Source organism: Euzebyella marina (genome assembly GCF_003687485.1).
Taxonomy (GTDB): domain Bacteria; phylum Bacteroidota; class Bacteroidia; order Flavobacteriales; family Flavobacteriaceae; genus Euzebyella; species Euzebyella marina.
The window spans coordinates 3,630,287-3,652,896 of record NZ_CP032050.1; the positions used below are offsets into that span (position 1 = coordinate 3,630,287).

Annotated in this window: 24 protein-coding genes; 11 read left to right on the plus strand and 13 right to left on the minus strand. The window is 38.7% G+C overall.

What is annotated here, in order from left to right:
- The first annotated feature begins 93 nt into the window (after nt 1–93).
- Nucleotides 94–780, plus strand: coding sequence for a peptide-methionine (S)-S-oxide reductase MsrA (gene msrA / locus D1013_RS15510; protein ID WP_121849696.1), 687 nt, complete (start codon nt 94–96; stop codon nt 778–780).
- A 33-nt stretch (nt 781–813) separates the two neighbouring features.
- Here the strand turns inward: msrA and D1013_RS15515 are convergent, their stop codons facing one another.
- The 3 genes from D1013_RS15515 to D1013_RS15525 are packed head-to-tail and all read right to left on the minus strand — an operon-like array spanning nt 814 to nt 3,311.
- Nucleotides 814–2,223, minus strand: coding sequence for a hypothetical protein (locus tag D1013_RS15515; RefSeq protein WP_162987925.1), 1,410 nt, complete (start codon nt 2,221–2,223; stop codon nt 814–816).
- Entirely contained in the window at nt 2,195–2,785 is a 591-nt protein-coding gene (locus D1013_RS15520) for a hypothetical protein (protein ID WP_121849698.1), read from the minus strand. Before D1013_RS15520 ends, D1013_RS15515 begins: the two co-directional genes overlap by 29 nt.
- Nucleotides 2,769–3,311, minus strand: a complete 543-nt coding sequence (locus D1013_RS15525) for an RNA polymerase sigma factor (RefSeq protein WP_121849699.1) — start codon at nt 3,309–3,311, stop codon at nt 2,769–2,771. The genes D1013_RS15520 and D1013_RS15525 overlap by 17 nt, the downstream gene beginning before the upstream one ends.
- 105 nt (nt 3,312–3,416) lie before the next feature.
- On the opposite strand from D1013_RS15525, the gene D1013_RS15530 reads away from it, so the two are divergent.
- On the plus strand, nt 3,417–4,319 hold the full coding sequence (locus tag D1013_RS15530) for an aldose epimerase family protein (protein ID WP_121850760.1): 903 nt from the start codon (nt 3,417–3,419) through the stop codon (nt 4,317–4,319).
- Nucleotides 4,320–4,371: 52 nt separating this feature from the next.
- Here the strand turns inward: D1013_RS15530 and D1013_RS15535 are convergent, their stop codons facing one another.
- Nucleotides 4,372–4,797, minus strand: coding sequence for an organic hydroperoxide resistance protein (locus D1013_RS15535; protein WP_121849700.1), 426 nt, complete (start codon nt 4,795–4,797; stop codon nt 4,372–4,374).
- Nucleotides 4,798–5,055: 258 nt separating this feature from the next.
- Between D1013_RS15535 and D1013_RS15540 the strand changes: the two genes are divergently transcribed.
- The 4 genes from D1013_RS15540 to D1013_RS15555 all read left to right on the plus strand — a co-directional run bounded on the left by D1013_RS15540 (nt 5,056) and on the right by D1013_RS15555 (nt 8,604).
- Complete coding sequence (locus D1013_RS15540; protein WP_121849701.1) at nt 5,056–5,616, plus strand: DUF2911 domain-containing protein; 561 nt, start codon at nt 5,056–5,058, stop codon at nt 5,614–5,616.
- A 2-nt stretch (nt 5,617–5,618) separates the two neighbouring features.
- Nucleotides 5,619–6,662: a methylmalonyl Co-A mutase-associated GTPase MeaB gene (meaB, locus tag D1013_RS15545; RefSeq protein ID WP_121849702.1), complete on the plus strand. Its 1,044-nt coding sequence runs from the start codon at nt 5,619–5,621 to the stop codon at nt 6,660–6,662.
- A gap of 129 nt (nt 6,663–6,791) precedes the next feature.
- Complete coding sequence (locus tag D1013_RS15550; RefSeq protein ID WP_121849703.1) at nt 6,792–7,751, plus strand: glycosyltransferase family 2 protein; 960 nt, start codon at nt 6,792–6,794, stop codon at nt 7,749–7,751.
- The gene (locus D1013_RS15555; RefSeq protein WP_121849704.1) at nt 7,735–8,604 is read left to right on the plus strand and encodes a lysylphosphatidylglycerol synthase transmembrane domain-containing protein; all 870 of its coding nucleotides are present in this window, start codon (nt 7,735–7,737) and stop codon (nt 8,602–8,604) included. The genes D1013_RS15550 and D1013_RS15555 overlap by 17 nt, the downstream gene beginning before the upstream one ends.
- Here the strand turns inward: D1013_RS15555 and D1013_RS15560 are convergent.
- The 6 genes from D1013_RS15560 to D1013_RS15585 all read right to left on the minus strand — a co-directional run bounded on the left by D1013_RS15560 (nt 8,598) and on the right by D1013_RS15585 (nt 14,428).
- Nucleotides 8,598–10,247 carry an ArnT family glycosyltransferase gene (locus tag D1013_RS15560; protein WP_121849705.1) on the minus strand — a complete coding sequence of 550 codons (1,650 nt, stop codon included), beginning with the start codon at nt 10,245–10,247 and terminating at the stop codon, nt 8,598–8,600. The two genes, D1013_RS15555 and D1013_RS15560, sit on opposite strands and share 7 nt — an antisense overlap.
- Nucleotides 10,244–10,813 carry a phosphatase PAP2 family protein gene (locus tag D1013_RS15565; protein WP_121850761.1) on the minus strand — a complete coding sequence of 190 codons (570 nt, stop codon included), beginning with the start codon at nt 10,811–10,813 and terminating at the stop codon, nt 10,244–10,246. The genes D1013_RS15560 and D1013_RS15565 overlap by 4 nt, the downstream gene beginning before the upstream one ends.
- 6 nt (nt 10,814–10,819) lie before the next feature.
- Entirely contained in the window at nt 10,820–11,047 is a 228-nt protein-coding gene (locus tag D1013_RS15570; protein ID WP_121849706.1) for a DUF8828 family protein, read from the minus strand.
- A 40-nt stretch (nt 11,048–11,087) separates the two neighbouring features.
- Complete coding sequence (locus D1013_RS15575) at nt 11,088–12,461, minus strand: MATE family efflux transporter (RefSeq protein ID WP_121849707.1); 1,374 nt, start codon at nt 12,459–12,461, stop codon at nt 11,088–11,090.
- A gap of 58 nt (nt 12,462–12,519) precedes the next feature.
- Nucleotides 12,520–13,305 carry a nucleoside triphosphate pyrophosphohydrolase gene (mazG, locus tag D1013_RS15580; protein ID WP_121849708.1) on the minus strand — a complete coding sequence of 262 codons (786 nt, stop codon included), beginning with the start codon at nt 13,303–13,305 and terminating at the stop codon, nt 12,520–12,522.
- 67 nt (nt 13,306–13,372) lie between these two features.
- Complete coding sequence (locus D1013_RS15585) at nt 13,373–14,428, minus strand: zinc-binding metallopeptidase family protein (RefSeq protein WP_121849709.1); 1,056 nt, start codon at nt 14,426–14,428, stop codon at nt 13,373–13,375.
- 134 nt (nt 14,429–14,562) lie between these two features.
- Between D1013_RS15585 and D1013_RS15590 the strand changes: the two genes are divergently transcribed.
- Both D1013_RS15590 and D1013_RS15595 read left to right on the plus strand, forming a co-directional pair.
- Nucleotides 14,563–15,399: a sugar phosphate isomerase/epimerase family protein gene (locus D1013_RS15590; RefSeq protein WP_121849710.1), complete on the plus strand. Its 837-nt coding sequence runs from the start codon at nt 14,563–14,565 to the stop codon at nt 15,397–15,399.
- Nucleotides 15,400–15,404: 5 nt separating this feature from the next.
- Entirely contained in the window at nt 15,405–16,322 is a 918-nt protein-coding gene (locus D1013_RS15595; RefSeq protein ID WP_225621536.1) for an SMP-30/gluconolactonase/LRE family protein, read from the plus strand.
- Nucleotides 16,323–16,413: 91 nt separating this feature from the next.
- Here the strand turns inward: D1013_RS15595 and D1013_RS15600 are convergent, their stop codons facing one another.
- Both D1013_RS15600 and D1013_RS15605 read right to left on the minus strand, forming a co-directional pair.
- Nucleotides 16,414–16,824 carry a response regulator gene (locus D1013_RS15600; protein WP_121849711.1) on the minus strand — a complete coding sequence of 137 codons (411 nt, stop codon included), beginning with the start codon at nt 16,822–16,824 and terminating at the stop codon, nt 16,414–16,416.
- 82 nt (nt 16,825–16,906) lie between these two features.
- Nucleotides 16,907–18,700 carry a sensor histidine kinase gene (locus D1013_RS15605; protein ID WP_121849712.1) on the minus strand — a complete coding sequence of 598 codons (1,794 nt, stop codon included), beginning with the start codon at nt 18,698–18,700 and terminating at the stop codon, nt 16,907–16,909.
- 405 nt (nt 18,701–19,105) lie between these two features.
- Here D1013_RS15605 and D1013_RS15610 point away from each other — a divergent pair, with 405 nt between their 5' ends.
- The 3 genes from D1013_RS15610 to D1013_RS15620 all read left to right on the plus strand — a co-directional run bounded on the left by D1013_RS15610 (nt 19,106) and on the right by D1013_RS15620 (nt 21,267).
- Entirely contained in the window at nt 19,106–19,564 is a 459-nt protein-coding gene (locus D1013_RS15610) for a DUF1569 domain-containing protein (protein WP_121849713.1), read from the plus strand.
- Between the two features lie 73 nt (nt 19,565–19,637).
- On the plus strand, nt 19,638–20,363 hold the full coding sequence (locus D1013_RS15615) for an MIP/aquaporin family protein (protein WP_121849714.1): 726 nt from the start codon (nt 19,638–19,640) through the stop codon (nt 20,361–20,363).
- A gap of 16 nt (nt 20,364–20,379) precedes the next feature.
- The gene (locus D1013_RS15620) at nt 20,380–21,267 is read left to right on the plus strand and encodes an alpha/beta hydrolase (RefSeq protein ID WP_121849715.1); all 888 of its coding nucleotides are present in this window, start codon (nt 20,380–20,382) and stop codon (nt 21,265–21,267) included.
- A 14-nt stretch (nt 21,268–21,281) separates the two neighbouring features.
- Here D1013_RS15620 and D1013_RS15625 read toward each other — a convergent pair whose 3' ends face one another.
- Entirely contained in the window at nt 21,282–22,559 is a 1,278-nt protein-coding gene (locus D1013_RS15625) for a mandelate racemase/muconate lactonizing enzyme family protein (RefSeq protein ID WP_121849716.1), read from the minus strand.
- Nucleotides 22,560–22,610 lie beyond the last annotated feature (51 nt).

Here is a 22,610-nt window from a genome sequence, read left to right on the forward strand (position 1 = left end):
GTAATATTTAAAGGTCTTCGATTTCTCGGAGACCTTTTTTATTTGTAATATGATGTAAGGATTATTTCATTGTGCGCACTAAATACAAAAAAAATGTTTCCAAGATTAATATTGACTTTTTTCGGATTGCTATTAACAATTTCTTGCCAGTCTAAAAACAAACAACACGAAAAGGAAGAAATAGCCAAAGTTTCGGATATAGAAAAGACTGAACAACAAGATTTAGACCAATATGAAACTGCATATTTCGCGAGCGGATGTTTTTGGTGTGTCGAAGCCATTTTTGAAAGTGTTAAGGGAGTAAAAGAAGTGGTTTCAGGCTATTCTGGTGGTAAAGAAAAGAACCCTACTTATGAGCAAGTAGGTGGTGGCAAAACCACACATGCCGAGGCAGTGAAAATTTATTATGATCCCGAAGTTATTTCTTTTACAGCTTTAGTTCAAGTGTTTTTTGGTTCTCATGACCCCACTACCCTTAACAGTCAAGGACCCGACCATGGGCCTCAATATAGATCTATTGCTTTTTTTAAGAATGATAAAGAAAAGAAAATAATCAACGATTATATAAAAGCTCTAATAGAACATGATGTTTATCAAGGTCGGGAAATCACCACGCAAGTAGTGCCCTTTACCATTTTTTATGACGCGGAGGATTATCACCAGGATTATGAAAAAAAACACCCTAACAACCCATACATAAGAAATGTATCGATACCTAGACTCAACAGGTTTAAAGAAAACTTTGGCGATTATTTAAAAGAAGATAAGGAAAGTCACTAGTACTAGAGCAATGTGAAAAGTTCCGGTGATAGATTATTCAAGACTCACTTCTGAATACCTGCCATTTATATGTACCGATTTTAAGGATTTTGCTTTACCCTTATAGCCATTATAAACTATTTGGTTTCCTTTTTCAATTTTTTCCATTGTAACGTCAGCGGGGTAATTAACCTGAATGCCATTTCCTTCTACTTTAATATTGAAAGACGTTTGAGGTAGGGTACAAATCATATTGCTATTTCTCATCGAGACGTTTAGCTGGTTGAAGTTTTCGGAAATAGAATTGATATAAATAGGGCCAAAATCGTTGACTATGGTAGCTCTATCCGATAGACTATTAATAACTATCGGGGAGGACTTCGCATCTAAAACAAGTTGGTTAACTTGCTCCAAATCGACTTGATCAGAATAATTAGCTTGTAATTTACCGTACATCCAATTTTCAACGCTTATGGGAGAATATGAGGCCACCACTACCGTCTCACTCCCGTCAATTTCATTTGCTTTCAATTTAGAGTAGGAAAGTAACGCATCGATATTATGAGTTCTCTCTGCCAGTTTTATCTCGCCGTGTCGCACATTCATTTTAATCTTGGCAGACTTAGGCATCTTAATCTTTAAAACTTTTTTTACCTTAAAGTCCTCCGTTTTGCCTCTATTTGAGTAATAAAAGATATGAGACCTATTTTTTGAATTTCGGTTTCTCTCCTCTAAATGAATTTGTCTTTCTTTTAAGCGCTCCTGAACTGCTCTCGCATGTTCGGCCCTAGCTTCCGCCACTTGCTCCATTCTCTTGACATCTATTTTTTGCCTTTTTTCCTGAAGTTCTTTCTGTTTTTCTTGTATTTGTTTTTGTTTCTCCTCCATTTTCTTCTGCCAGTCCTTTAACCGTTCCTGATAGGGTTCTCCGAAGCTTTTCTCAAACTTTTTCTGCCATTCTTGCATATATTCTTCCCCACCTTCCTTAAATGCCTCATAATCAAAATCAGGACTCGGCACCGGCGGCATTACCGGAAGGTCTTCTAACTCAGAAAAGTCAAAATCGAAATCAAAAGACTCGAATTCAGGCATTTCAGGCAATTCAAAAACGAAATCGTTAGATTGAAACTCAAAATTTACCGGCTCCCAATTGCCTACGCTATTTTTAATACTTATCTCCCGGCTATTTCCAAGAATTTCGAATTCGTTCTTTTTAAAGTATTCTTCTGCTTGTTCTTCGCTGGCTCCTTCTAGAACAAGAATTACCTCTACCACTACTTTGTTTTTGTTCCAAGTGTCAAATTCTAAATCTGCATAGCTTGTATTTATATTGACTATAACATCATCATCTACATTGAACTCCTCTGAGTAAGTTTTTGTTCTATCTTGGGCTTGCATTTTCATACATACCAACCCCACTAATAAAAACAAAGGTCTATATACTTGCATTGGTAACATCTTCATTTTCTTGATTTTTTAAGTGTTTTAATTCTTTTTTTAAGTTTTGTAAAAGCTGAAGTCTTAGCTGTAGGTTCTTTACCATTGCCCCTATAATCTGGTCATTGGGGCCGTAGGCGTTCATCTCTTCACTCAGGGTTAAGTACTCTTGGTTTAATTCGTTCAATTGTTTTAGATAGTCGTCAACAATATCCTTATTTGTTTCTGACACATCTAGTTTAGATAGTTCGTAATTAATGCTTGCTGTGTAGTAGCTTTCTATTTTTTTTAAATCTGGAGAAAGGTCTCCCAACTTTACTGTTTTCTTGGCGTTTTGCTCTTCGGCCGACGAATCGACAACCTCATTTTGCGAACCTTCGATGTCTTGCTGCCCCAGCCATAAATAACCGGACAAACAAATGAGAACCGTGATTGAAGCGGCAATTATAAATTTTAAAGGAACGCTTCGCTTTCCAGCTGGTAATTCTTTTTCCAATTTCCTTAAAAATCGACGTTCATGACCTTCACTAAGTTTAGGTTCATGGCTATCGTCTATCCTTTTAATCAGTTCCCTAATATCCTGTGGCATAATTTTTCTCTTTAAGCATATTCTTAAGATGACCTTTACCTCTCAACAGACGGGTTCTACACGTTGTTTCTGTGATACCTAGCACTTGTGCGATTTCGGAGTGATCATAACCTTCTATCAAGTACATCATTACTACATATCTATATTTTTCTGGTAGGTTGAGCACCTCTTCCTTAATTCTATTGACTGAAATATGCTCATCAATTTCCCAGTTATCATCATCTTCAATTAATTTTAAATTATCATCGAATTCTATATAGTCGTGCCTTCTTGATTTAATAAGATCTAAACTTTGATTGATTACTATACGCTTGAGCCAAGCCCCAAAAGAAACGTCACCTGTAAATTGGTCTAAACGTTGAAAGGCCTTTATAAATGCATCTTGTAAAACATCTTCAGCATCTTTCTCATTCTTCACATACCTGTACGCAACCAAAAACATACCATCGCAATACTGTCGATACAGCTTAAGCTGCGCCTTACGGTTATTGGCCTTGCATTGTTGCAATACATTTATATAGAACATCGGTCGGTAACGTACTTGTTATTAGATCATCTATATAAAGGACGAGCAAAAAAACATTGTGTTGCAAAAAACGAGTAATTTTGATTGAATTTTAATTTCGATTTCTTGAAACAGATTACCCTTACCAATGGTGATGCCATTCTTATCGTACTGAACTACGGAGCGGTCATTCAAAAATTACTGATTAAAGATGCTAATGGAAATTACACCAATGTAGTGGTAGGCCTAGAATTTCCTAGTGAGTATTTAGATGACGACTATTTTCTTGGGGCCTGTATCGGTCGTTTTGCCGGCCGTATATCAAAAAGTTTTGAAATAGATGGAGTAAACTTTCCATTACCCAATGATAATGGTGTGCATTTACATGGAGGGAAAGAAGGGTTTGGAAAAAAATATTGGACCATTGATAAGGTCGAGCAAGGTGACACCCCATATGTAAAACTGTCTTACGTAAGTGACCATTTAGAAGAAGGATACCCTGGTAATTTAAAAGTCTCTGTTACCTATGTATTGAAGGGAAAAACACTTAGGGTAATCTTCGAGGCGGTTACTGACCGAACTACGGTCGTCAATCTTACGAACCATTCTTACTTTAAACTGGATTCTGACACCTCGGTAGACAACTACAACTTACAACTAAATTGTTCTAAATATCTTGAAACAAAGGATAACCTATTGCCCACAGGTAGAGTTTTGGCCACAGAAGATTCAAGTTTTGATTTTTTATCATGTAAAAGAATTGGCAAAACCCGATTGGACACGCCTTTTATTGTGGATGTAAAATCGCCAATTGCGGCCAAATGCACTTCTGAAAAATCTGGTATTGCATTAGAGGTTGCTACCAACCAACTTGGTTTGATTGTCTATACCCCTAAAGACTTTTCCGGTATCTGTTTTGAAACCCAAAATTTACCGGATGCTCCCAACCAGAAGCATTTTCCTAGTTCTACACTTCGCCCCGGAGAGCATTACCGCAACATCACCGAATTTAGATTTACTACCAAATAAAAAAGGCTTCCAAAATGGAAGCCTTCAATACTTTAGCTTTTTTCACCTAAGGTTACGCTTCGACCATTAAATTGAGTTCAACGGTAATATTATCTCTGGTAGCCTTGCTATATGGACAAATCTCGTGGGCAGCATTGATCAAATCTTCACCCTTCTTTTTATCTACGGTCGGCAACCAGCAATCCAAAGTGGCATCGATAAAAAAGCCTTCATCATCTTTATTAAAGCCTACCACGGCCGTTACGCTAAAATCGCCTAAATCATCAACACCATGTTCTTTGGCAACCGCTTGTAAAGCCCCTGCAAAGCAGGTTGAATAGGCCGCCGCAAACAATTGCTCCGGGTTGGTCGACTTGCCGTCGGTTTCGCCTTTAGAATTTGGCATTTTGATATCTAAATCAATAGCTCCGTCATCACTTTTTACATGGCCATCTCTCCCTCCCGAGTTGGTGGCACTAGCCTGAAAAATAGTTTTCATTTTCGATAATTTTGATTATCCTATTAAGATACGTTTAGTATTGCAAAACTCCGTTCAAACGAATATTAAATCTGTGTGAAAACACGAGTAAGGTCAACAAAAGATTCAATATGACACTCCGAGAAATAGGTCATTGGTGAATCCATCGAACTTTTACGATACTGCGACTGATTTTTCAAGCTTCAAACATATTAATTTGTAATTTCGACCGCATTTTGTAATCGATTTTACAAATTGTTGATATTCAAACTATACTATATGAAATTCTTGAAATGGTTTTTGGTGGTAGTTGCCGTATTGGCGCTACTTTTCTTTTTTGTTTTCAGACCTTATATGAGAAAACAGACGAAGACCCATAGCCCAGAAATTACAAACGTTTATCAAAAAAACGATTTTGATCTATCGGTGACCTATTCCAGCCCGAAGAAAAAAGGGCGTGTTATTTTTGGTGAACTAGTACCATATGATGTAGTTTGGAGAACAGGGGCTAATGAACCTACCAAATTTTCGACCTCTACTACTATTCGTATTGCTGATAAAAGTCTTGCTCCCGGAAGATATTCTTTGTGGACAAAGCCAGGAAAGGAAAGCTGGAACGTTATATTTAATAAGGGAATTCCCGATTGGGGGGTTACCGTTCTGAGCGGAGGTAAAGAAACTTCTAGAAACCCCGAAGAAGACGTTGTTGAAGTTACCGTACCTACAGAAATACTTAATGACACCATTGAAAATTTCACTATCGATTTTGAGGATAATGGAGAACTTTTCATGTCTTTTTCCTGGGATAAAACAAAGGTTAAAGTACCTATCAACAAATAAGATTGGCCGATAAAAAAAAGAAAGTCAGAACTTTTTCTTCAGACCATTCAAAAGGTCAAAAGAGACCCTTGTCTGACAATCAATTTATCGAAGGCATTAAAAATGGTGATCAAACCATTCTCGCAAAGGCGATTACCCTTATAGAAAGCACCAAAAAACAGGATGAAGTTCTCTCAGACGAGATTTTAAATGGGTTTTTGAAATTAAGTGGTAATAGCATTAGAATTGGTATAACCGGAGTGCCCGGTGTCGGAAAGAGTACATTTATAGAAAAACTGGGTCTTTTACTTATCAAAAAAGGACGTAAAGTTGCCGTTTTAACCGTAGACCCTTCAAGTACCGTTAGCAAAGGAAGTATTCTCGGCGATAAGACCAGAATGCCCGAATTGCTCAAAAGTGACAATGCTTTTATTCGACCTACTCCTACAAATAATAATCTAGGGGGTGTTGCCCACAAAACAAGAGAATCAATAATACTCTGTGAAGCTGCCGGGTTCGATGTTGTTCTAGTCGAAACGGTAGGTGTAGGCCAAAGTGAAACCGCCGTTCATGGTATGGTCGACTTTTTTCTTTTATTAAAATTGGCAGGTGCCGGTGATGACCTTCAAGGAATCAAAAGAGGTATTATCGAACTGGCAGATGTTATAGCCATCAATAAGGCCGATGGAGCGAACTTAGAAATTGCAAAGCAAGAAGCTTCTATCTTCAAAAGAGCTTTGGGGCTATTTCCTCCCAAGCAAAATGGTTGGGAGCCTCAAGTAACGTATTGTTCCGCTCTTCATGATGAGGGTATTCAAGAGTTATGGTCACTAATCGATGAATTCAATATAAAAACCAAAAAGAACGCTACGTTCCACAAAAAAAGGGAAGAACAACTACAAAATTGGATGCTCGAAATTGTTGAGCAAACAATAAAAAAGAACTTTTATTCTAATCAAAAGGTAAAAATATTGCAAGATCAGTTACTTGAAAAAGTACTAAGCAAAACGATTTCACCAAAGCAAGCCGCCGATATGCTCTTGAGTTCGTTCGATATAAAACCTTAGGCACATTGTTAAATTCTCCATCAGATAATAAGTTTTATTTGTTCAAAGTATCGTTCTCAATCGCATTCGAGAATTAATATATGCGCTTGCGTAATAAAACCCTAAATTTGCCGCAAATCTGTTCTTTTGATGAACCCTATTACGAGTTCCTTACTATCTATTGTTGTTCCACTCTATAACGAAGAGGATAACGTAGTTCTGCTGACTAAAAAAATTCACGAAAGTTTAGAGGGCTATAACTATCAAATAATCTATGTCGATGATTTTTCGAAAGACAGCACACGAAAAATCGTCAATGCCATGAATGATGATAAGGTGCATCTTATTGCGCTAAAAAAGAATTATGGTCAGAGTCTGGCACTTGCGGCAGGTATTGACTATGCCGAGGGAGACTTTATAATTACCATGGATGGCGATTTGCAAAACGACCCAACCGATATTCCTCAAATGTTACAATATGCTGTAAACGGTGAATATGATTTGGTAACCGGCATCAGGCAAAAAAGGCAAGATTCTTTGGTAAAAAAAATACCTTCAAAAATCGCCAACTTTTTGGTTCGAAGAATTACAAATCTCGACATAAAAGATAATGGTTGTGCTTTGAAAGTTTTCTCAAAAGATATTGCCAAAGACCTCAACCTTTATGGCGAAATGCATCGTTTTATAACTTTGCTAGCTTATCTTGAAGGTGCACAGATCAAGCAGGTACCCGTGAAACACCATGCGCGCCATGCAGGTGTGTCTAAATACGGGTTGGAGCGTGTTTTCAAGGTAATCGCAGATATGATGCTTTTGCTTTTTATTCGTAAATACTTTCAAAGGCCCATTCATCTGTTTGGTATTTTTGGGGTTCTACTTATTATGGTGGGTATATTGATCAACATGTATTTATTGATCGTAAAATTCGGATTCGGTGAGGATATAGGTACCAGACCTTTGCTCATTTTTGGATTGATGTTCATTCTTGCCGGTATTCAACTCTTCACCATAGGTATTGTTATGGAGCTGCTAATTCGCACCTACTATGAGTCTCAGCAGAAAAGGCCTTATAGAATTAAAAAAGTCTTCGTAGGTGGCGAATCTGCGTAAAAAAAGCATAACCGCTTTAAAAATTGCTTTCAGCGTTCTATTGATTTATTTGGTTTTTACCAAAGTCGAAATCGCCGAAGTCTGGGCTGTCATTAAAAGTGCCAATGTATTTTATTTAATATTGGCGCTCCTTTTCTTTATCATATCAAAGATTGTTTCCGCCTTTAGGCTAAATCTTTATTTCAGATTACTGAAAATTCCCTTATCGCACAAAAGCAATCTACAACTATACCTTTTGGGCATGTTTTATAACCTTTTTCTACCAGGTGGAATTGGAGGAGATGCTTATAAGGGATACCTTATCAAAAAGACCTTTGATATAAAAACAAAAAAAGTAGTATCCGTTCTGCTTTTAGATCGCTTGAGCGGTCTTCTTCTATTATTCATTTATGCCTGTATTCTAATACTATTTATAAAAAGTGACTTCCTAGATACCTATCGATGGGGTACCATTCCCCTAATCATATTGAGTACGGTAGTTTTTTATTTTTTGAACCTTAAGTTCTTTCCCTATGTTTCAAAGGCATTTTGGCCTTCGTTTATCTATTCGTCCGTAGTACAATTGATGCAATTAATCTGTGTACTTTTAATTTTAATGGCCATGGATGCCTCTATAGGTTCAATAGGGTATTTATTTGTTTTTCTGGTTTCATCGATAGTTGCAGTGTTGCCTTTGACCATAGGAGGTATCGGAAGTCGAGAAATTACTTTTTACTACTTCTCTAACTGGCTTGGTCTTAATGAAGACTTGTCTATAACTTTGAGTATGGTCTTTTTCTTGATAACCGCCTTCACTTCTTTTTGGGGGATTATCTATCACTTTAAAAAGCCAAACTTGGTGAAGAATCAGTAAATATGCACCAAGTGCATTTTATCTAACGATTTTTTTCTCTTTGAGGGATTTAGGAATTTGAGGCTCAATCTCGTAATGCGGTAATGCGCTCGCGTGTATTGAATATCCCAATCAAAATCTAACTCTTTTAGTTCTCGTAACTGGTCATCATTGGCGTAGACCCAAAAATCTTTCTTACCTCTTATCGCATTGTAAGATGTTATTTTTAAAGGCTTTCTGTTGTAGAAATCAAACGACCAAGTGTGAAAATCACCCAGCTTATAAATGTTGTCAACCGGTACTTCTCTTTCTTTAACCACTTTGGCCATGCTTGAGCCAGCCTGATAGGTCAATAAATTAGGATAAAAATGAAGGTTGAGGGTGGCGTTCAGCAATAAGGAGCCAAAGACGGTCAAAGTGATTATCTTCTTATCATATTGCTCACTTTTCAAGCAGAAATAGATAATGGTCAACAAAAAGACCAAGAGTAGGCCCAGAGCGAAAAGATTATCAAATTCGAAGACTAGAAAACAAATCAGTACCGCGGCAATGAATATGATACTTAACACAAAATATTGCACCCCGAGCAAAATACGACCGGTTTTTTCATTTTTCAGATTCACAATATAAGTCGCTGTCAAAACTGCAAACAGAGGTATTATACTATTCAAATAATGAGGAAGCTTGAATTGGGAAAAACTTGCAATCAGAAAAAAGAAAGTGATACCACCTATAGTAAGCATTTCTTGACCTTGAACCCATTTAAATTTCAATTTAAACAGGCTATTTATTTTTCTAGCGTAAGCCATGATACCTAAGACCGTCCACGGTAGAAAAACCCATAAAAATGTATGAAAGAAGAAGAAATAGTCGCTGCTATTACTACCCATGCCTTCGCCGCTTAGTCGCTCAAAACTCTGTTCCCAAAAAATGAAGAAAATTCCACTTCGCTCTGCTTTACCACGTATTACCTTTTCCGGATGCAAATCAAACTGATGGTAATATGCATACAACATGGGGGTTATGGCAATGGCAAAAGTCAAGAGGCCCAATAAGACTTTCCAGTTGATAAGCGCCTTCCAATTTCGGGTATAGATCAAATGACTTAAAAGTGCCAAACCAATGATCAATATGGCCAATTGGCCTTTGGTTGAAAATGCCAAGCCGGCAGCAATACCGCCCAACAAAATCGACTTAATTGAGCCTGTATTCGCATATAAAGCCAACTGCCATATGGCCAAAATAACGAAGCCCGTTAATACGGCATCGGTTCGAACATCTATCGCAGATAGAACAATGGTCTGTGCCGTCATAAATATGAGGGCAGCAACTTTACCCACTCTTTTGTCATATAGCAAGTTGCCAAGACCATAGGTAGAATAGGCACCTAAAAGAAGAGCTAAAATTCCGGGAATACGGTAGGCCCAATCTTCTATGCCGAACAGTAAATAAGAAAATGCGGCCAACCAGTAATGTAAGTGCGGTTTATCTAAATATTCTTCAGTACCCTTGAAAAGATTCAAAAAATCATTCTCTTGAACCATTCGCATGGCCATTACCGCAAATTGTGCAGAATCATTTTCGAATAGGGTGACGAACATGCCGGTGATGTACACCAGAACAACTAAAATGATTAAAACCCAATATCTAGAGTTAGATATCATAGAGGTATTTTGAGGTCTGCAAATATAGCTAACTTTAAAAACAACCAACTAAAAATCAAGCCTATTAAGGCCCCTGTAATAATATCCAAGGGAAAATGGACACCGATGTAAATTCGACTGTAAGAGACCAAAACCGCCCAAAAAGCCAGTAAAATTCCTATATACCGATATTTTGTTTTCAAAAGGGATGAAAAGAAAAATGCCAACGCAAAATTATTGCCGGCGTGAGCCGAAAAATAACTGTATTTACCCCCGCAAGATTTTTTCACTAATCGAACCAGGTCTTGTAAGGTAGGGTCATGGCATGGCCTTAATCTTTGTACCCCATATTTGAAAAAGTTCGACAACTGGTCTGTAACAAGAATCATCAAACCAACCGCCAGAACAGCTATGATGGTACGCCTAAGACCCAACGCACGATAGGTTAAGAACAATAAAATCGCATAAATAGGTATAGCGCTAAATTTATTGGTGACAAAAAGCCAGAAACCGTCCCATCTCGAACTCCCCAAACTGTTCAGAAATAAAAAAAGGTCTTTATCAAGTTCTACCAGATGCTCTAACATTATCAACTAGTCTTCGTACCTTGAAACCTCTCTATCGTAAAATAAATTCGCCTGTTCAATCAGATTTTCAGCTTCCGATTCAAGTTCTTTTTCATCCTCCGGAGAAAAATCTTCCAACCATTCCACTTCATCATTTTCCAGATTTATTATAAATCTTGGGTACTCGGTATGCACAACAAAAATTGCAGAAGGATAATCGGTATTATCGCCTAAAAGAAACTTTGGAAATTCCATATAAATGAAAATTAGTTTTGTCTACGTTCGTTGCCTTTTCTTATGCAGATTGGGCAATCATTTTTTGGGTTAGGTAATTAAATCGAATATACAACATAATACCCGAGGCGGTAAGCCCCGTCAATAGACCCAGCCAAATGCCTGTACTACCCAATTCGGTACGAAGCCCTAAAAAATAGCTCACCGGAAAGCCTATCAACCAATAGGCAACAAAAGTAATTAAAGTAGGTATTTTCACGTCTTGCATGCCTCTCAAGGCGCCTAAGACTACTACCTGTACCCCATCTGATATCTGAAATACCGCTGCCACCAATAACAACTCGGCCGCAATTTTTATTACTTGGGCGTTATCGGCCATGTTAGAAATATCGTCTAAATCAAGATATAATGATGGAAACCAATGTCTACCCAGTAAAAACAGAATAGCAAAAACAATCTCAAGTAAAAAGGTCAGAAAAAAAATAGACTTACCAATTCTACGCAGCTCAGAGAAGTTTTTAAGTCCCTTTTGATTGCCAACACGAATCATTGCTGCCACCCCAAGCCCCATACCAAACATAAAAGTCATGCTACTCAGGTTTAGAGCAATCTGATTAGCGGCTTGCGCATTTTTCCCCAATACCCCGCTCAACCAAATGGCCGACGTAAAAATGGCTACTTCAAACAACATCTGTAGCGCTGATGGAAAACCCAAACTGATAATTTTTTTTACCACTTTTTGCTCCAACTTTTTAAAGTTGAACGCCGTTACATAATCATGAAACTTTCTTTTGCTGCGCAGTAGAAACCACAGAAAAATAACCATTACAAATCGAGAAACTAAAGTACCAATGGCCGCACCCACAATTCCCATTTTCGGAAAACCGAAAGTGCCGAATATCAGCAAATAGTTCAATAATATGTTTACCACATTCGCCAAAATGGTGGCGTACATAGGGTAACGGGTCTGTGACAAGCCTTCTGAAAACTGCTTAAATGCCTGAAAGATGATCAGGGGCACCAATGAAAAAGCCACTAGATCTAAATACGGAAGTGCCAATTCTACCACCTCGGCCGGCTGCTCCATCCTATACATCAAGGGCTTAGCCAACAAAATAAGGGAGAAAAGGGTCAACCCGAGTATGGTACAAAGTGCGAGACCGTGTTTCAAAGCGTTTTTGCCATCATGCTTATTACCGGCACCATCGGCCTCTGCCACCAATGGAGTTATGGCTGTAGAAAAGCCAATACCAATAGACATGGCTATGAAAACAAAACTATTGCCTAAAGATACCGCTGCCAGTTCGGCCGTACCCAATTGACCTACCATGATGTTATCGGCCAATTGTACGAACGTATGACCCAACATTCCCATAATTACGGGAACAGAAAGTTGAATATTATATCGAAATTCTTTGGTGTATTGCTGGAACAAGATTGATAATTAAAAGGTAAACAATGATGAAAAATGAAGGTGGGGTTAATAGATATGACTAAGAGGTTTGGTTGAAAGTCTTTGCTTCTTCCCAAAAAACATCCATCTCTTCTAAAGTCATATCTTTTAGTGACTTACCCATTTCTTTGGCTTTGGCCTCTAAATATTGAAAACGCCTTATGAATTTCTTATTGGTTCGCTCCAACGCATTTTCCGGATTGATATCTAAAAAACGGGCGTAGTTGACCATAGAGAACATCACATCGCCAAATTCGGCTTCCATTTTAGCCTTGTTATTATCTTGTACCTCATTTTGAAATTCTGAAAGTTCTTCTTGAACCTTTTCCCAAACCTGTTCGGGTTTTTCCCAGTCAAAACCTACGCCCGAGACCTTGTCTTGAATGCGATTGGCCTTTACCAATGCCGGTAAACCATTGGGCACGCCTTCCAACACACTCTTTTTACCCTCTTTCAGTTTGAGATTTTCCCAGTTGCGTTTTACGTCTTCTTCATTTTCAACAGTGACATCTCCATAAATATGCGGGTGCCTGCTTACCAGCTTGTCACAAATCGTATGACACACATCGGCAATGTCAAAATCATTGGTTTCTGAGCCTATTTTCGAGTAGAATACGATATGCAGAAGTACATCGCCCAGTTCTTTTTTAACTTCGTTCAGGTCGTTTTCTAAAATAGCGTCACCTAATTCATAAGTTTCTTCAATGGTTAGGTGCCTTAATGATTGTAGGGTCTGCTTTTTATCCCAAGGGCATTTTTCCCTTAATTCATCCATTATGGTCAATAACCTATCAAAAGCTTTTAGCTGATCTGCTCTAGAATTCATTACCCTGAAATTTTATGCAAAAATAAGCATCTACTTTAGGGTAAGCCTCACAGACTTGAATAAAAAATCAATGTAAAAGTTGGTGTACAAACCTTAGTTTATTCAAAACGGTATCGGAGATAACAAAAGGATAGACATCGGGTTGCCCCATACTTCTGTTCAAACTATTGATAGCATAGGTCAGTGGCCTAAAGGCTTTGATAATGGCATCAAAATCTTGTTGTAAATAAGGGTCAAAACGAGCTTCCATTTTCAATGGTGAGCCATCATTAAGATGTCCGCCTGTTTCAATACCAAAATAGAAAGCAGTTTCCAAAAGGTCTATCAGGTGTAAGTAATGCGCCCAAGTTTCTGCCCAATCTTCCCAGGGGTGAGATGACGCATAAGAACTAATATAATAGCTCGGCCAATTGCTCGAAGCGCCTTGGTTGTAATGGTTTTGAAGCGCTGCACCATAATCGACACGCTCGTCGCCGAAGATTGACCTAAAGGCAGAGAGATTATCACTATTATTATTTATAAGCAAATCCCAATAGAAATGCCCAATTTCATGTCGAAAGTGACCTATTAACGTTCTATAGGGTTCGGCCATTTGTTTTCGCATATATTCGCGGTGAACACTATCTGCCTCGGCCACATTAATGGTTATTGTTCCATTGAGATGGCCTGTACGAACAGGTTCGCTGTTTTGCGCATTTGTAATTTCTTCTAGAAAATCGAAAGCTATACCCGAAGATTCAATCCCTTTTTTAGGTTCTACCTGAAGGCCAAGCCTCATTAATGCATAGACCAACCGATGCTTAGCGATTTCGAGCTTACGCCATTCAACCAAGTTAGACTCATTTTCTAAGTTAGGTATAGTTCTATTGAGTGAGCATGCCGAGCAAAACTCAGAATTACTATTGATTTCTACCAACCAATTGCAGACTTGATATTCATGGTTCTTACAGAACCGATATAGCTTGCCTTCATCACCCGAAACACTAAAGAGGCCATTTTTTGCTATCAAATTTACCAGTTGAGACCGATGCTCTAAATATCCCAAATGACTCCCACATGAGAGACAAACTGTATTTTCGAAATATAGAGGATTGCCACAATGTGAACAGTGAAAAATTTTCATATCAAGTCAAGTTAACCAGTATAAATTTAGATGGCCTAGGCGAAGTTTGCCAAACCCTATCCGTCTTTTTTTGAACCTTTTTGAAATAATCTTTTCAAGCGAAATGACTATCTTGATCAAACAAATATTTTCAAATGATTTCAAGACGACATTTCTTAAAACAAACTACGGTTGCCGGTAGTGGTGCAATACTAGTGCCCAATCTCTCATTTAACCTTTACAAAAAGCCCGAATATGGTGTACAGCTCTATACTTTTAGAGATGAATTGGCTAAAGATGCCAAGCAAACACTTAAAACTATAGCCGACCTGGGCATCAAAAAAATTGAGTCCGCACGCAGTACAAAAGGTTTGTATTATGGTCTTTCCCCTGAGGGTATGAAAAAGGAGTGCGAAGCGCTTGGCATGAAATTGGTCAGTGGCCATGTTGCCCTTGATGACGATTTTGAGAGTACGATGGAACAGGCCGTCAGGTCAGGTCAAGAATATGTCATATGTTCTTCTTTACCAAGTAAAGGGCAAACCGTAGATAATTACAAAAGTGTGGCCGACGCGTTTAATAAAGCGGGAGAATCATGTAAAAAGCTTGGTCTCAAATTCGGTTACCACAATCATGAATACGAGTTCGAATCACATGACGGACAAATTTTATATGATGTGCTAATGGATAATACCGACCCCGAATTGGTTTATATGGAGCTTGATTTAGGATGGGTAGTCGTGTCAGGTTTTGACCCGATGGATTATTTCAAGAAATATCCAGGTCGTTTTCCTCTTTGGCATTTAAAGGATATGGATTTTAAAGAAAAGGAAAGCACCGAGTTTGGTAATGGCGACCTGAACATCAAAAAAATTATGGAAAGTCAAAAAGCTTCGGGAGTCAAACACATTTTTATTGAGCAGGAAGAATATACGAGTACCCCTGTTGAAAGCATGCGCCATAATATGAAGTTTCTTAAAAAGCTATCTTAATCAAGATGATGAATTATTCAAAGCAACTATTTCTAGGATTATGGGGCCTATCGCTGGTGAGCCTTTCGTGCGAAGGGCAAAAGAAAGTTGATGACATCGTTGCAAAAGGGGCCGAATTGACCTTGGTTTCCGACACTTTCGAATTTACCGAAGGCCCAGCTATGGATAAATCTGGAGACGTCTATTTTACTGACCAACCGAACGATAGAATTGTTAAATGGAGTGCTTCGGATAATACCGTCACCGACTATATGAAACCGGCCGGTCGTGCCAATGGTCTTTATTTTGATGATGAGGGAAGTCTTTTGGCCGCTGCAGACGAAAAGAATGAACTTTGGCGAATAGCAACTGATAAAAAAGTGACGGTGGTCATTGATAATTTTGAGAAAAAGAAATTGAATGGCCCCAATGATATTTGGGTCGACCAAAAAGAAGGCGTTTATTTCACCGATCCTTTCTACAAACGCTCTTGGTGGCAACATACTGAACCCGAGCAATCGGCAAGAAGAGTTTATTATCTGGCTGCCAACACCTCTGAACCACGCGTTGTAATAGATGATAACTACGAACAGCCCAATGGCATTATTGGTACTCCCGATGGCAAGACTTTATATGTTTCAGACAACGGGGCGAAGAAAACGTATGTTTACGATATCAGCAAAAATGGAGACTTGACGAATAAGAAGCTCTTTGCAGATATGGGATCCGACGGTATGACGGTTGATCATTTAGGAAATGTTTATTTGACCGGCGATGGGGTAACGGTTTTTAACAAGAAGGGTGAGCAAATCAAACATATACCTGTTCCTGAAAACTGGACTGCCAATGTAACTTTCGGTGGACCGAAACAGAACATCTTGTTCATTACTGCGATGGATTCTGTGTATACCCTCGAAATGAATGTACACGGGGTGAGATATTAATTAATAAGTACACTAGGCAAAGACGCCCATGCTTTGCAAATCATGGGCGTCTTTGTTTCTTTGAAAAAGATTGAAAAGTAAATTTATATCATTACCATTGATTTTCGTAAACTTCAGTTAATATCTCGACCAGATTGTCTTCTGAGACAGGCTTTACAACATACCCGGTAAGCTCTTTAAATTCTTTGGCCCGTTCTTTATCACGTTCGCGCTCTGAAGAGGTTACCAAATAAATATGAACCTTGTCATTAATTTTTGGTTTCAATTCTCTAAACTCCTTTAGAAAACCCCACCCGTCTAAAAAAGGCATATTTACATCTAGAAGTATGACCCCTGGCATTTCTGTTTGTTCATTTGCACAATTTTTAATGTAGTCCAATGCCTTTTCACCATCGGTGAAAGAATTGACCGCTAAGTTCTCCGAAATTCCGTCTAAAAGACGTTCGGTCAGGTAAAGATAAATTTCATCATCATCTACCAATAAAATGTTCGCTTTTCTCATGTCAGTTGATTTTAGTTGCCTATCATGGTTTCGATATCCTATAACGCAACCATGTGATTTATTGTTTGTTAGTTACTTAAATTTAAAAAATTATCTTAAATACCGTGCCTTTACCTACACTACTTTTTAGGCTAATTGAGGCATCTAGAGCTTCCAATTGAGTTTTAACAAGAAAAAGCCCCATACCCTTGCCTGAAACATCTCTATGAAATCTTTTATATAGTTTGAACATATCGTCTTTATGACGATCGGTGTCTACACCAATACCATTGTCTTCAACATATAGTACCTTCCTTCCATCTTCAACTTTGCTTTTAAACAACAAAAAAGAAGACACATCTTTTCTTCTGTATTTGATTGCATTAGATATAAAGTTGTGAATAATGCTTTTTAAATAAAACCTCGAAAAATTGACGACTTTCCATTCCTCCAACTGATAAATAATTCTGAAACCGCTATCATCGTTTATCGAATCGGGAAATTCTTTCCTGACATTCTCAATCAACTCAATCAGGTCAATACCCTTAATATCAATTTCATTCTGGTCGAGTATCGTAACATAATGTCTAATATCTTCTGTTAAGTTGACAATACTATCGGCTATGGTGTTCAATTTGGGCAGCAAATCTTTAATATGGCCCTCATATTTTTTATTCTTCAGCATATCTACAATGACAGACATACTTGTAACAGGCGCTCTTAGATTATGTGATATGAGATAATTGAATTGCTCCAGTTGCTCGTTTCGTACTTTTAGACGATCGTTTGTTTGCTTGACCTGCTTATTTATTTTTTGTAACTTTTTCTGTCCCTCAAGTAATGAATCGTTTTTTTGTTTCAGCTCTTCCACTAGAAACAGTTTTTCTTTTTGATACTTTAAATAACCGTATGAAATACCCGCAACCGCTAAAATGGAAAATAAGTGAAGTACGATAAAGTTCTGGTAAACTTGCCACATTCCAGCTTGAATAGCCGTAGAAGGAATCTCTTCGACAATGGCCCAATCAGTGGCTGTTGATATATTATCGGGCTCGTTATAGATACGGCTGCTTCGCAGCTTACCATTTTCAAGATCTACTTTACGCAAACTCCATATAGCTCCGTCACTTAAAAAAGTGGTATCCTTAAAAGGCAGTAATCCCTGAACGTTTATTCTGGTTTTATCCTCTTCTAGGTTTTCAAATTCCTTTACTTCATTAGGCAGTTCGAATTTTGAAGTATTTGAGCTAATAACATCAAGGTTAGAATCAACTATATAAGTATTGCCCTCTGTTGATGGGGTAGTCAAAGTATTCAGTATATCGGCCATTCGAAAGTTGATGACCACAAGGCCCAATTTATTACCAAGCGAATCATAAATAGGCCCTACTGAGCGCAGAACAGGTTTATAGGGTCTTTCAATTTCACCATACTCCCTATTCAAGTTTATTCTTGACAAGAATACATTGCCCTTTTTTAAAGTTAGACCTTTTTGAACGTATTCACGATCAATTTTGCTCTGTAAAGGTGCCGACTCCAAAATTCCACCTTGGTAACTTTGGTACCTCAAAACTTCATTACCATTGTTATCTAGAATTCTAAACTGATCGTAAAAACCCAGACTATTCAAAACCTCTAAATAGGGCCGAATAAATTCTTTATGAGTGCTTTGAGGATTGAATTTCTGCGGATAAAGTATAGAGGTCCAATAATTTGAATTGTGTACCAAGTAGTGGCAAACATCACTTATAAAAAAAGATTTATTGGCAGCATCAAGGGCTTCTTGCTTAGAAAGCTCGACAATCCTTTCCCGCTTCTGACTGGTGAGCATGAGAAGAGAAAGCACTAGTAAAGGAATGTAGAGCAACAAGAAATTACCTAGAAATTTTTTCCACATAAAATGATGGGGTAGTCAATAAAAAATCATATTGAATGATGGAAGGGGGATGTGTCATCAAATCAATATTCAAAACCTTACCGAAGGTACATCTTTTTCCTACTAATATTGTTAAAATAAAATAAAATTATAATGTTATCGATAACACCAATACTATTGACAGACTAAGGACACTAAATATTCAAAAAATGCATAAAATCAAGGTCAAATTGTATTTCCTTCGCCACTCAAAACCGCTTCAGATATTAATAAGACCCATTATCAGATTGCTATTTTCTTACAAAAACACTCTTAAAATTAACTTAATGATTTTTTCTATAAAGACCTTTAGTTCAGTAGGATTAGAACGGGTCTTTTTCTAACTTTAGAAACGATTTTTTTCACCATCCAACTAAAACTTTAAAAATGATAATTAAGAATGTATTTGACCGAAAAGTTTCTGAAGAATTGGTCTCTAGAATTAACCAACTGACACCATCGACCACAAACCTTTGGGGTAAAATGAATGTTTCTCAAATGCTGGCCCATTGCAATGTTACCTATGACTTGGTTTATACAGATAAATACCCGAAACCCACAGGTTTAAAAAAAGTCTTGATAAAACTTTTAGCAAAGAAAGTAGTTACAGGCCCCAAACCCTATAAAAAGAACATGCGTACAGCTCCTGTTTTTCTAGTTTCAGATGACAAAGATTTTGATAAAGAAAAGGGTCTTTTAATCGGTAATGTTGAAAAAACCCAGCAATTAGGGGCCGCACACTTTCATAACAAAGAATCTCACTCTTTCGGCCCTCTTACTACCGATGAGTGGAATACCCTGTTCTATAAACATATTGATCACCACCTTCAACAATTTGGGGTTTAAAATTTATTTTTTTGACAGAAAACTAGGAGTAAAATTCTTTTTTCTATCTTTTAAACCTAAAACCAACTAAACTATGCAAGCTTACATCTTTGAATTTATCGGAACAGGCATGCTCATACTATTGGGTAATGGTATAGTGGCCAACCTTGTTCTTAAAGGTACCAAAGGTTCCGATTCAGGGTGGGTAGGTATTTCGTTGGCTTGGGGTATTTCTGTTTTTGTAGGCGTGTTTATAAGTGCCGATGTGAGCGGAGCGCACTTGAACCCGGCAGTAACCGTTGGGTTGGCGACCGCCGGCAAGTTTGATTGGAGTCTGGTACCCGGCTATTTTGTGGCCCAAATACTCGGAGCGATGGTAGGAAATTTTTTGGTTTTTCTGACCTATAAAAAGCAATACGAAATTACAGAGGATAAAGGAGCCATTTTGGCAACGTTCTCTACTTCACCGGCCATAAGAAGCCCTTTCTGGAATCTGGTCACTGAAATTATCGGAACCTTCGCTTTGGTCTTCGGAGTATTTTATATCGCAGGAGGAACTATTTCTGACGAGCCTGTTTCCTTAGGTTCTCTCGATGCCCTGCCTGTAGCCTTACTGGTCATGGGTATCGGTTTTGGACTCGGAGGTCCTACCGGATATGCAATCAATCCCGCACGTGACCTAGGCCCTCGTATAGCGCACTCCATTCTGCCTATTAAAGGAAAGGGAGATAGCGATTGGGGCTATGCATGGGTTCCCGTAGTCGGACCGATAATTGGAGGAGCTTTGGCAGCTCTAGCGTATTTGGCTGTCGGAATTTAATTTAAAGACCACCCTAATGAAAAAAAACATCCTTTACTTATATCTATTGACTTTCAGTATAACTAGTAGCCTACAAGCGCAAGACATTATTCAAGTTCCGCATGAAAAAGCTGTCGATGTAAGCTGGCAAGGCGATGAAAAGCAATATTTCTCACAAATTTGGGATACCGAAGTGGTCACCAACGTTTCGGTGCCCACCATGCAGGTCTTTAAACCAACCAACCCGAACGGTACGGCGGTTATTGTGGCTCCAGGAGGAGGCTTGTATGGCCTAAGCATTGAGAGTGAAGGAAACATGGTAGCCAAATGGCTTTCTAAAAAGGGTATCACGGCCTTTGTGCTCAAATATCGCCTTGTACCCACGGGAGAAGATGGTATCAAAGAAATTACCGATGAGGGCACTAACAACCCAGCTAAAATCGGTCAGCGTATCAAACCTGTTCTACCTCTATCGATAGCCGATGGTCTTTCTGCCGTCGCCTATGTTCGGGAGCACGCCAACGACTATGGTGTAGACCCTGCTAAAATTGGCTTTATGGGCTTTTCCGCGGGTGGAGCCGTAACCATGGGGGTCGGTTATTACGCGAAACAGCTGGATAGGCCTGACTTTATTGTTCCTGTATACCCCTGGACTACCGCCTTTCCAGTTCAAGAAGCCCCTGCCAATGCCCCAAAAATGTTGGTCATTTGCGCTACCGACGACCCACTTGGCTTGGCGAAGGGAAGTATTGAATTATACAACTCTTGGCTTAACAGAGGCTATACCCCTGCCCTGCATATGTATGCGAAAGGTGGACATGGTTTTGGAATGAAAAGCCAAGGCCTACCCTCAGACAGTTGGATCGAACGTTTTTATGATTGGGCCGATGCCGAGGGTATTATTGCCAAGGTGCCAAAAGGGTAAATTTTACTCAACCCTTATTTAAAAAAAGGTACGTTTTTATCGGCGTACTTTTTCATACCTTCTTCATTGATCTCGACACCGATACCCGGTTTTTCCGAGAGTTTAATGAAACCGTCTTCGACCATCTCGCCATCGTAGCTGACTATTTCTTTATACATCGGATTTTTGTGAAAATATATCTGCCATTCAAGAATCATGAAGTTCGGCACCGATGCGCATACATGACATGATGCCATAGCACCTAGAAAAGATGCGACCATATGAGGAGCAAAAGGTACATAGTAGAGGTTTGCCAGATTCGCTATACGCTGAGCTTCTCCTAAACCACCTGCCTTTTGTAAATCGGGCATGATAATATCTACCGCCCCTGTTTCTAAAAGTCTTCTAAAACCATAAGCCAAATAATGGTTTTCACCAGCGCAGATAGGTGTACTAGTAGAGTCGGTTATCTTTTTGTAGGCATCAACGTTTTCCGCAGGTATGGGTTCTTCAAGCCACATCATGTCGATAGGCTCTAAAATCTTTGCCACTTTCTCGCCCGTAATGGCATCATATCTGCCGTGCATATCAGCACATATATCGATATTCGGGCCGACGGCTTCACGGGCAGCGGCCATTTGATCGTGCATTCTTTCAATTTCCGCAGGGCTCGCGGTCCAGTTATATTTGTCGTATTTATTGGGATCATTGGCTTGGTCTAAATCAAACTTAACAGCTGTAAAGCCCATATCGACCGCTTCTTTGGCACTGGCAGCAAAATCTTCAGGTTTGGGCAATCTGTTTTGATAGAGGGCCGTATCCATATAAACACGTATTTTATCCCTGAACTTGCCCCCTAGCAATTGGTATACAGGCAAGTTCAACGCCTTACCTGTCAAATCCCACAGCGCTGTTTCTACAGCAGTTAGTACGGCTACATACATGCCCGATTGCGCACCTTCAAAAAAACCTCCTCTTCTAATATCTTCAAAAAGTCTATGGACATTCAGAGGGTTCTTACCTTTTAAACGTTCTCCGAACATTTTGACCAAATGATAGGTACCTGGAGTAGCATCGACCCCCTCACCATGCCCAACAATGTCTTGGTTACTATAGATTTTTACAAATAAACTGTGTCCACCACGAATATATCCGCATTTAATATCTGTTATCTGTAGGTCTGATGGCGCCGATCTCTTTGAGGTTTGGTCTACTGCCTGCACCAATTCATTTCCAAAAGTTGCAAACGGCATGGTAGTTAAAGTGGTGGCCGCTGCCGCCTTGGTTAAGAAGCTTCTTCTTGAACTTTTCATAACTTATCGTTTAGGTTGATGTATTTCTTAAATACTACGAACCTATTTTAT

Coding starts and splice junctions, on each gene's coding strand:
- msrA (WP_121849696.1), top strand. CDS start 94: ATGTTTCCAAGATTAATATTGACTTTTTTCGGATTGCTATTAACAATT.
- D1013_RS15515 (WP_162987925.1), bottom strand. CDS start 2,223: ATGAAGATGTTACCAATGCAAGTATATAGACCTTTGTTTTTATTAGTG.
- D1013_RS15520 (WP_121849698.1), bottom strand. CDS start 2,785: ATGCCACAGGATATTAGGGAACTGATTAAAAGGATAGACGATAGCCAT.
- D1013_RS15525 (WP_121849699.1), bottom strand. CDS start 3,311: ATGTTCTATATAAATGTATTGCAACAATGCAAGGCCAATAACCGTAAG.
- D1013_RS15535 (WP_121849700.1), bottom strand. CDS start 4,797: ATGAAAACTATTTTTCAGGCTAGTGCCACCAACTCGGGAGGGAGAGAT.
- D1013_RS15540 (WP_121849701.1), top strand. CDS start 5,056: ATGAAATTCTTGAAATGGTTTTTGGTGGTAGTTGCCGTATTGGCGCTA.
- D1013_RS15550 (WP_121849703.1), top strand. CDS start 6,792: ATGAACCCTATTACGAGTTCCTTACTATCTATTGTTGTTCCACTCTAT.
- D1013_RS15560 (WP_121849705.1), bottom strand. CDS start 10,247: ATGATATCTAACTCTAGATATTGGGTTTTAATCATTTTAGTTGTTCTG.
- D1013_RS15565 (WP_121850761.1), bottom strand. CDS start 10,813: ATGTTAGAGCATCTGGTAGAACTTGATAAAGACCTTTTTTTATTTCTG.
- D1013_RS15570 (WP_121849706.1), bottom strand. CDS start 11,047: ATGGAATTTCCAAAGTTTCTTTTAGGCGATAATACCGATTATCCTTCT.
- mazG (WP_121849708.1), bottom strand. CDS start 13,305: ATGAATTCTAGAGCAGATCAGCTAAAAGCTTTTGATAGGTTATTGACC.
- D1013_RS15585 (WP_121849709.1), bottom strand. CDS start 14,428: ATGAAAATTTTTCACTGTTCACATTGTGGCAATCCTCTATATTTCGAA.
- D1013_RS15590 (WP_121849710.1), top strand. CDS start 14,563: ATGATTTCAAGACGACATTTCTTAAAACAAACTACGGTTGCCGGTAGT.
- D1013_RS15595 (WP_225621536.1), top strand. CDS start 15,405: ATGATGAATTATTCAAAGCAACTATTTCTAGGATTATGGGGCCTATCG.
- D1013_RS15600 (WP_121849711.1), bottom strand. CDS start 16,824: ATGAGAAAAGCGAACATTTTATTGGTAGATGATGATGAAATTTATCTT.
- D1013_RS15605 (WP_121849712.1), bottom strand. CDS start 18,700: ATGTGGAAAAAATTTCTAGGTAATTTCTTGTTGCTCTACATTCCTTTA.
- D1013_RS15610 (WP_121849713.1), top strand. CDS start 19,106: ATGATAATTAAGAATGTATTTGACCGAAAAGTTTCTGAAGAATTGGTC.
- D1013_RS15615 (WP_121849714.1), top strand. CDS start 19,638: ATGCAAGCTTACATCTTTGAATTTATCGGAACAGGCATGCTCATACTA.
- D1013_RS15620 (WP_121849715.1), top strand. CDS start 20,380: ATGAAAAAAAACATCCTTTACTTATATCTATTGACTTTCAGTATAACT.
- D1013_RS15625 (WP_121849716.1), bottom strand. CDS start 22,559: ATGAAAAGTTCAAGAAGAAGCTTCTTAACCAAGGCGGCAGCGGCCACC.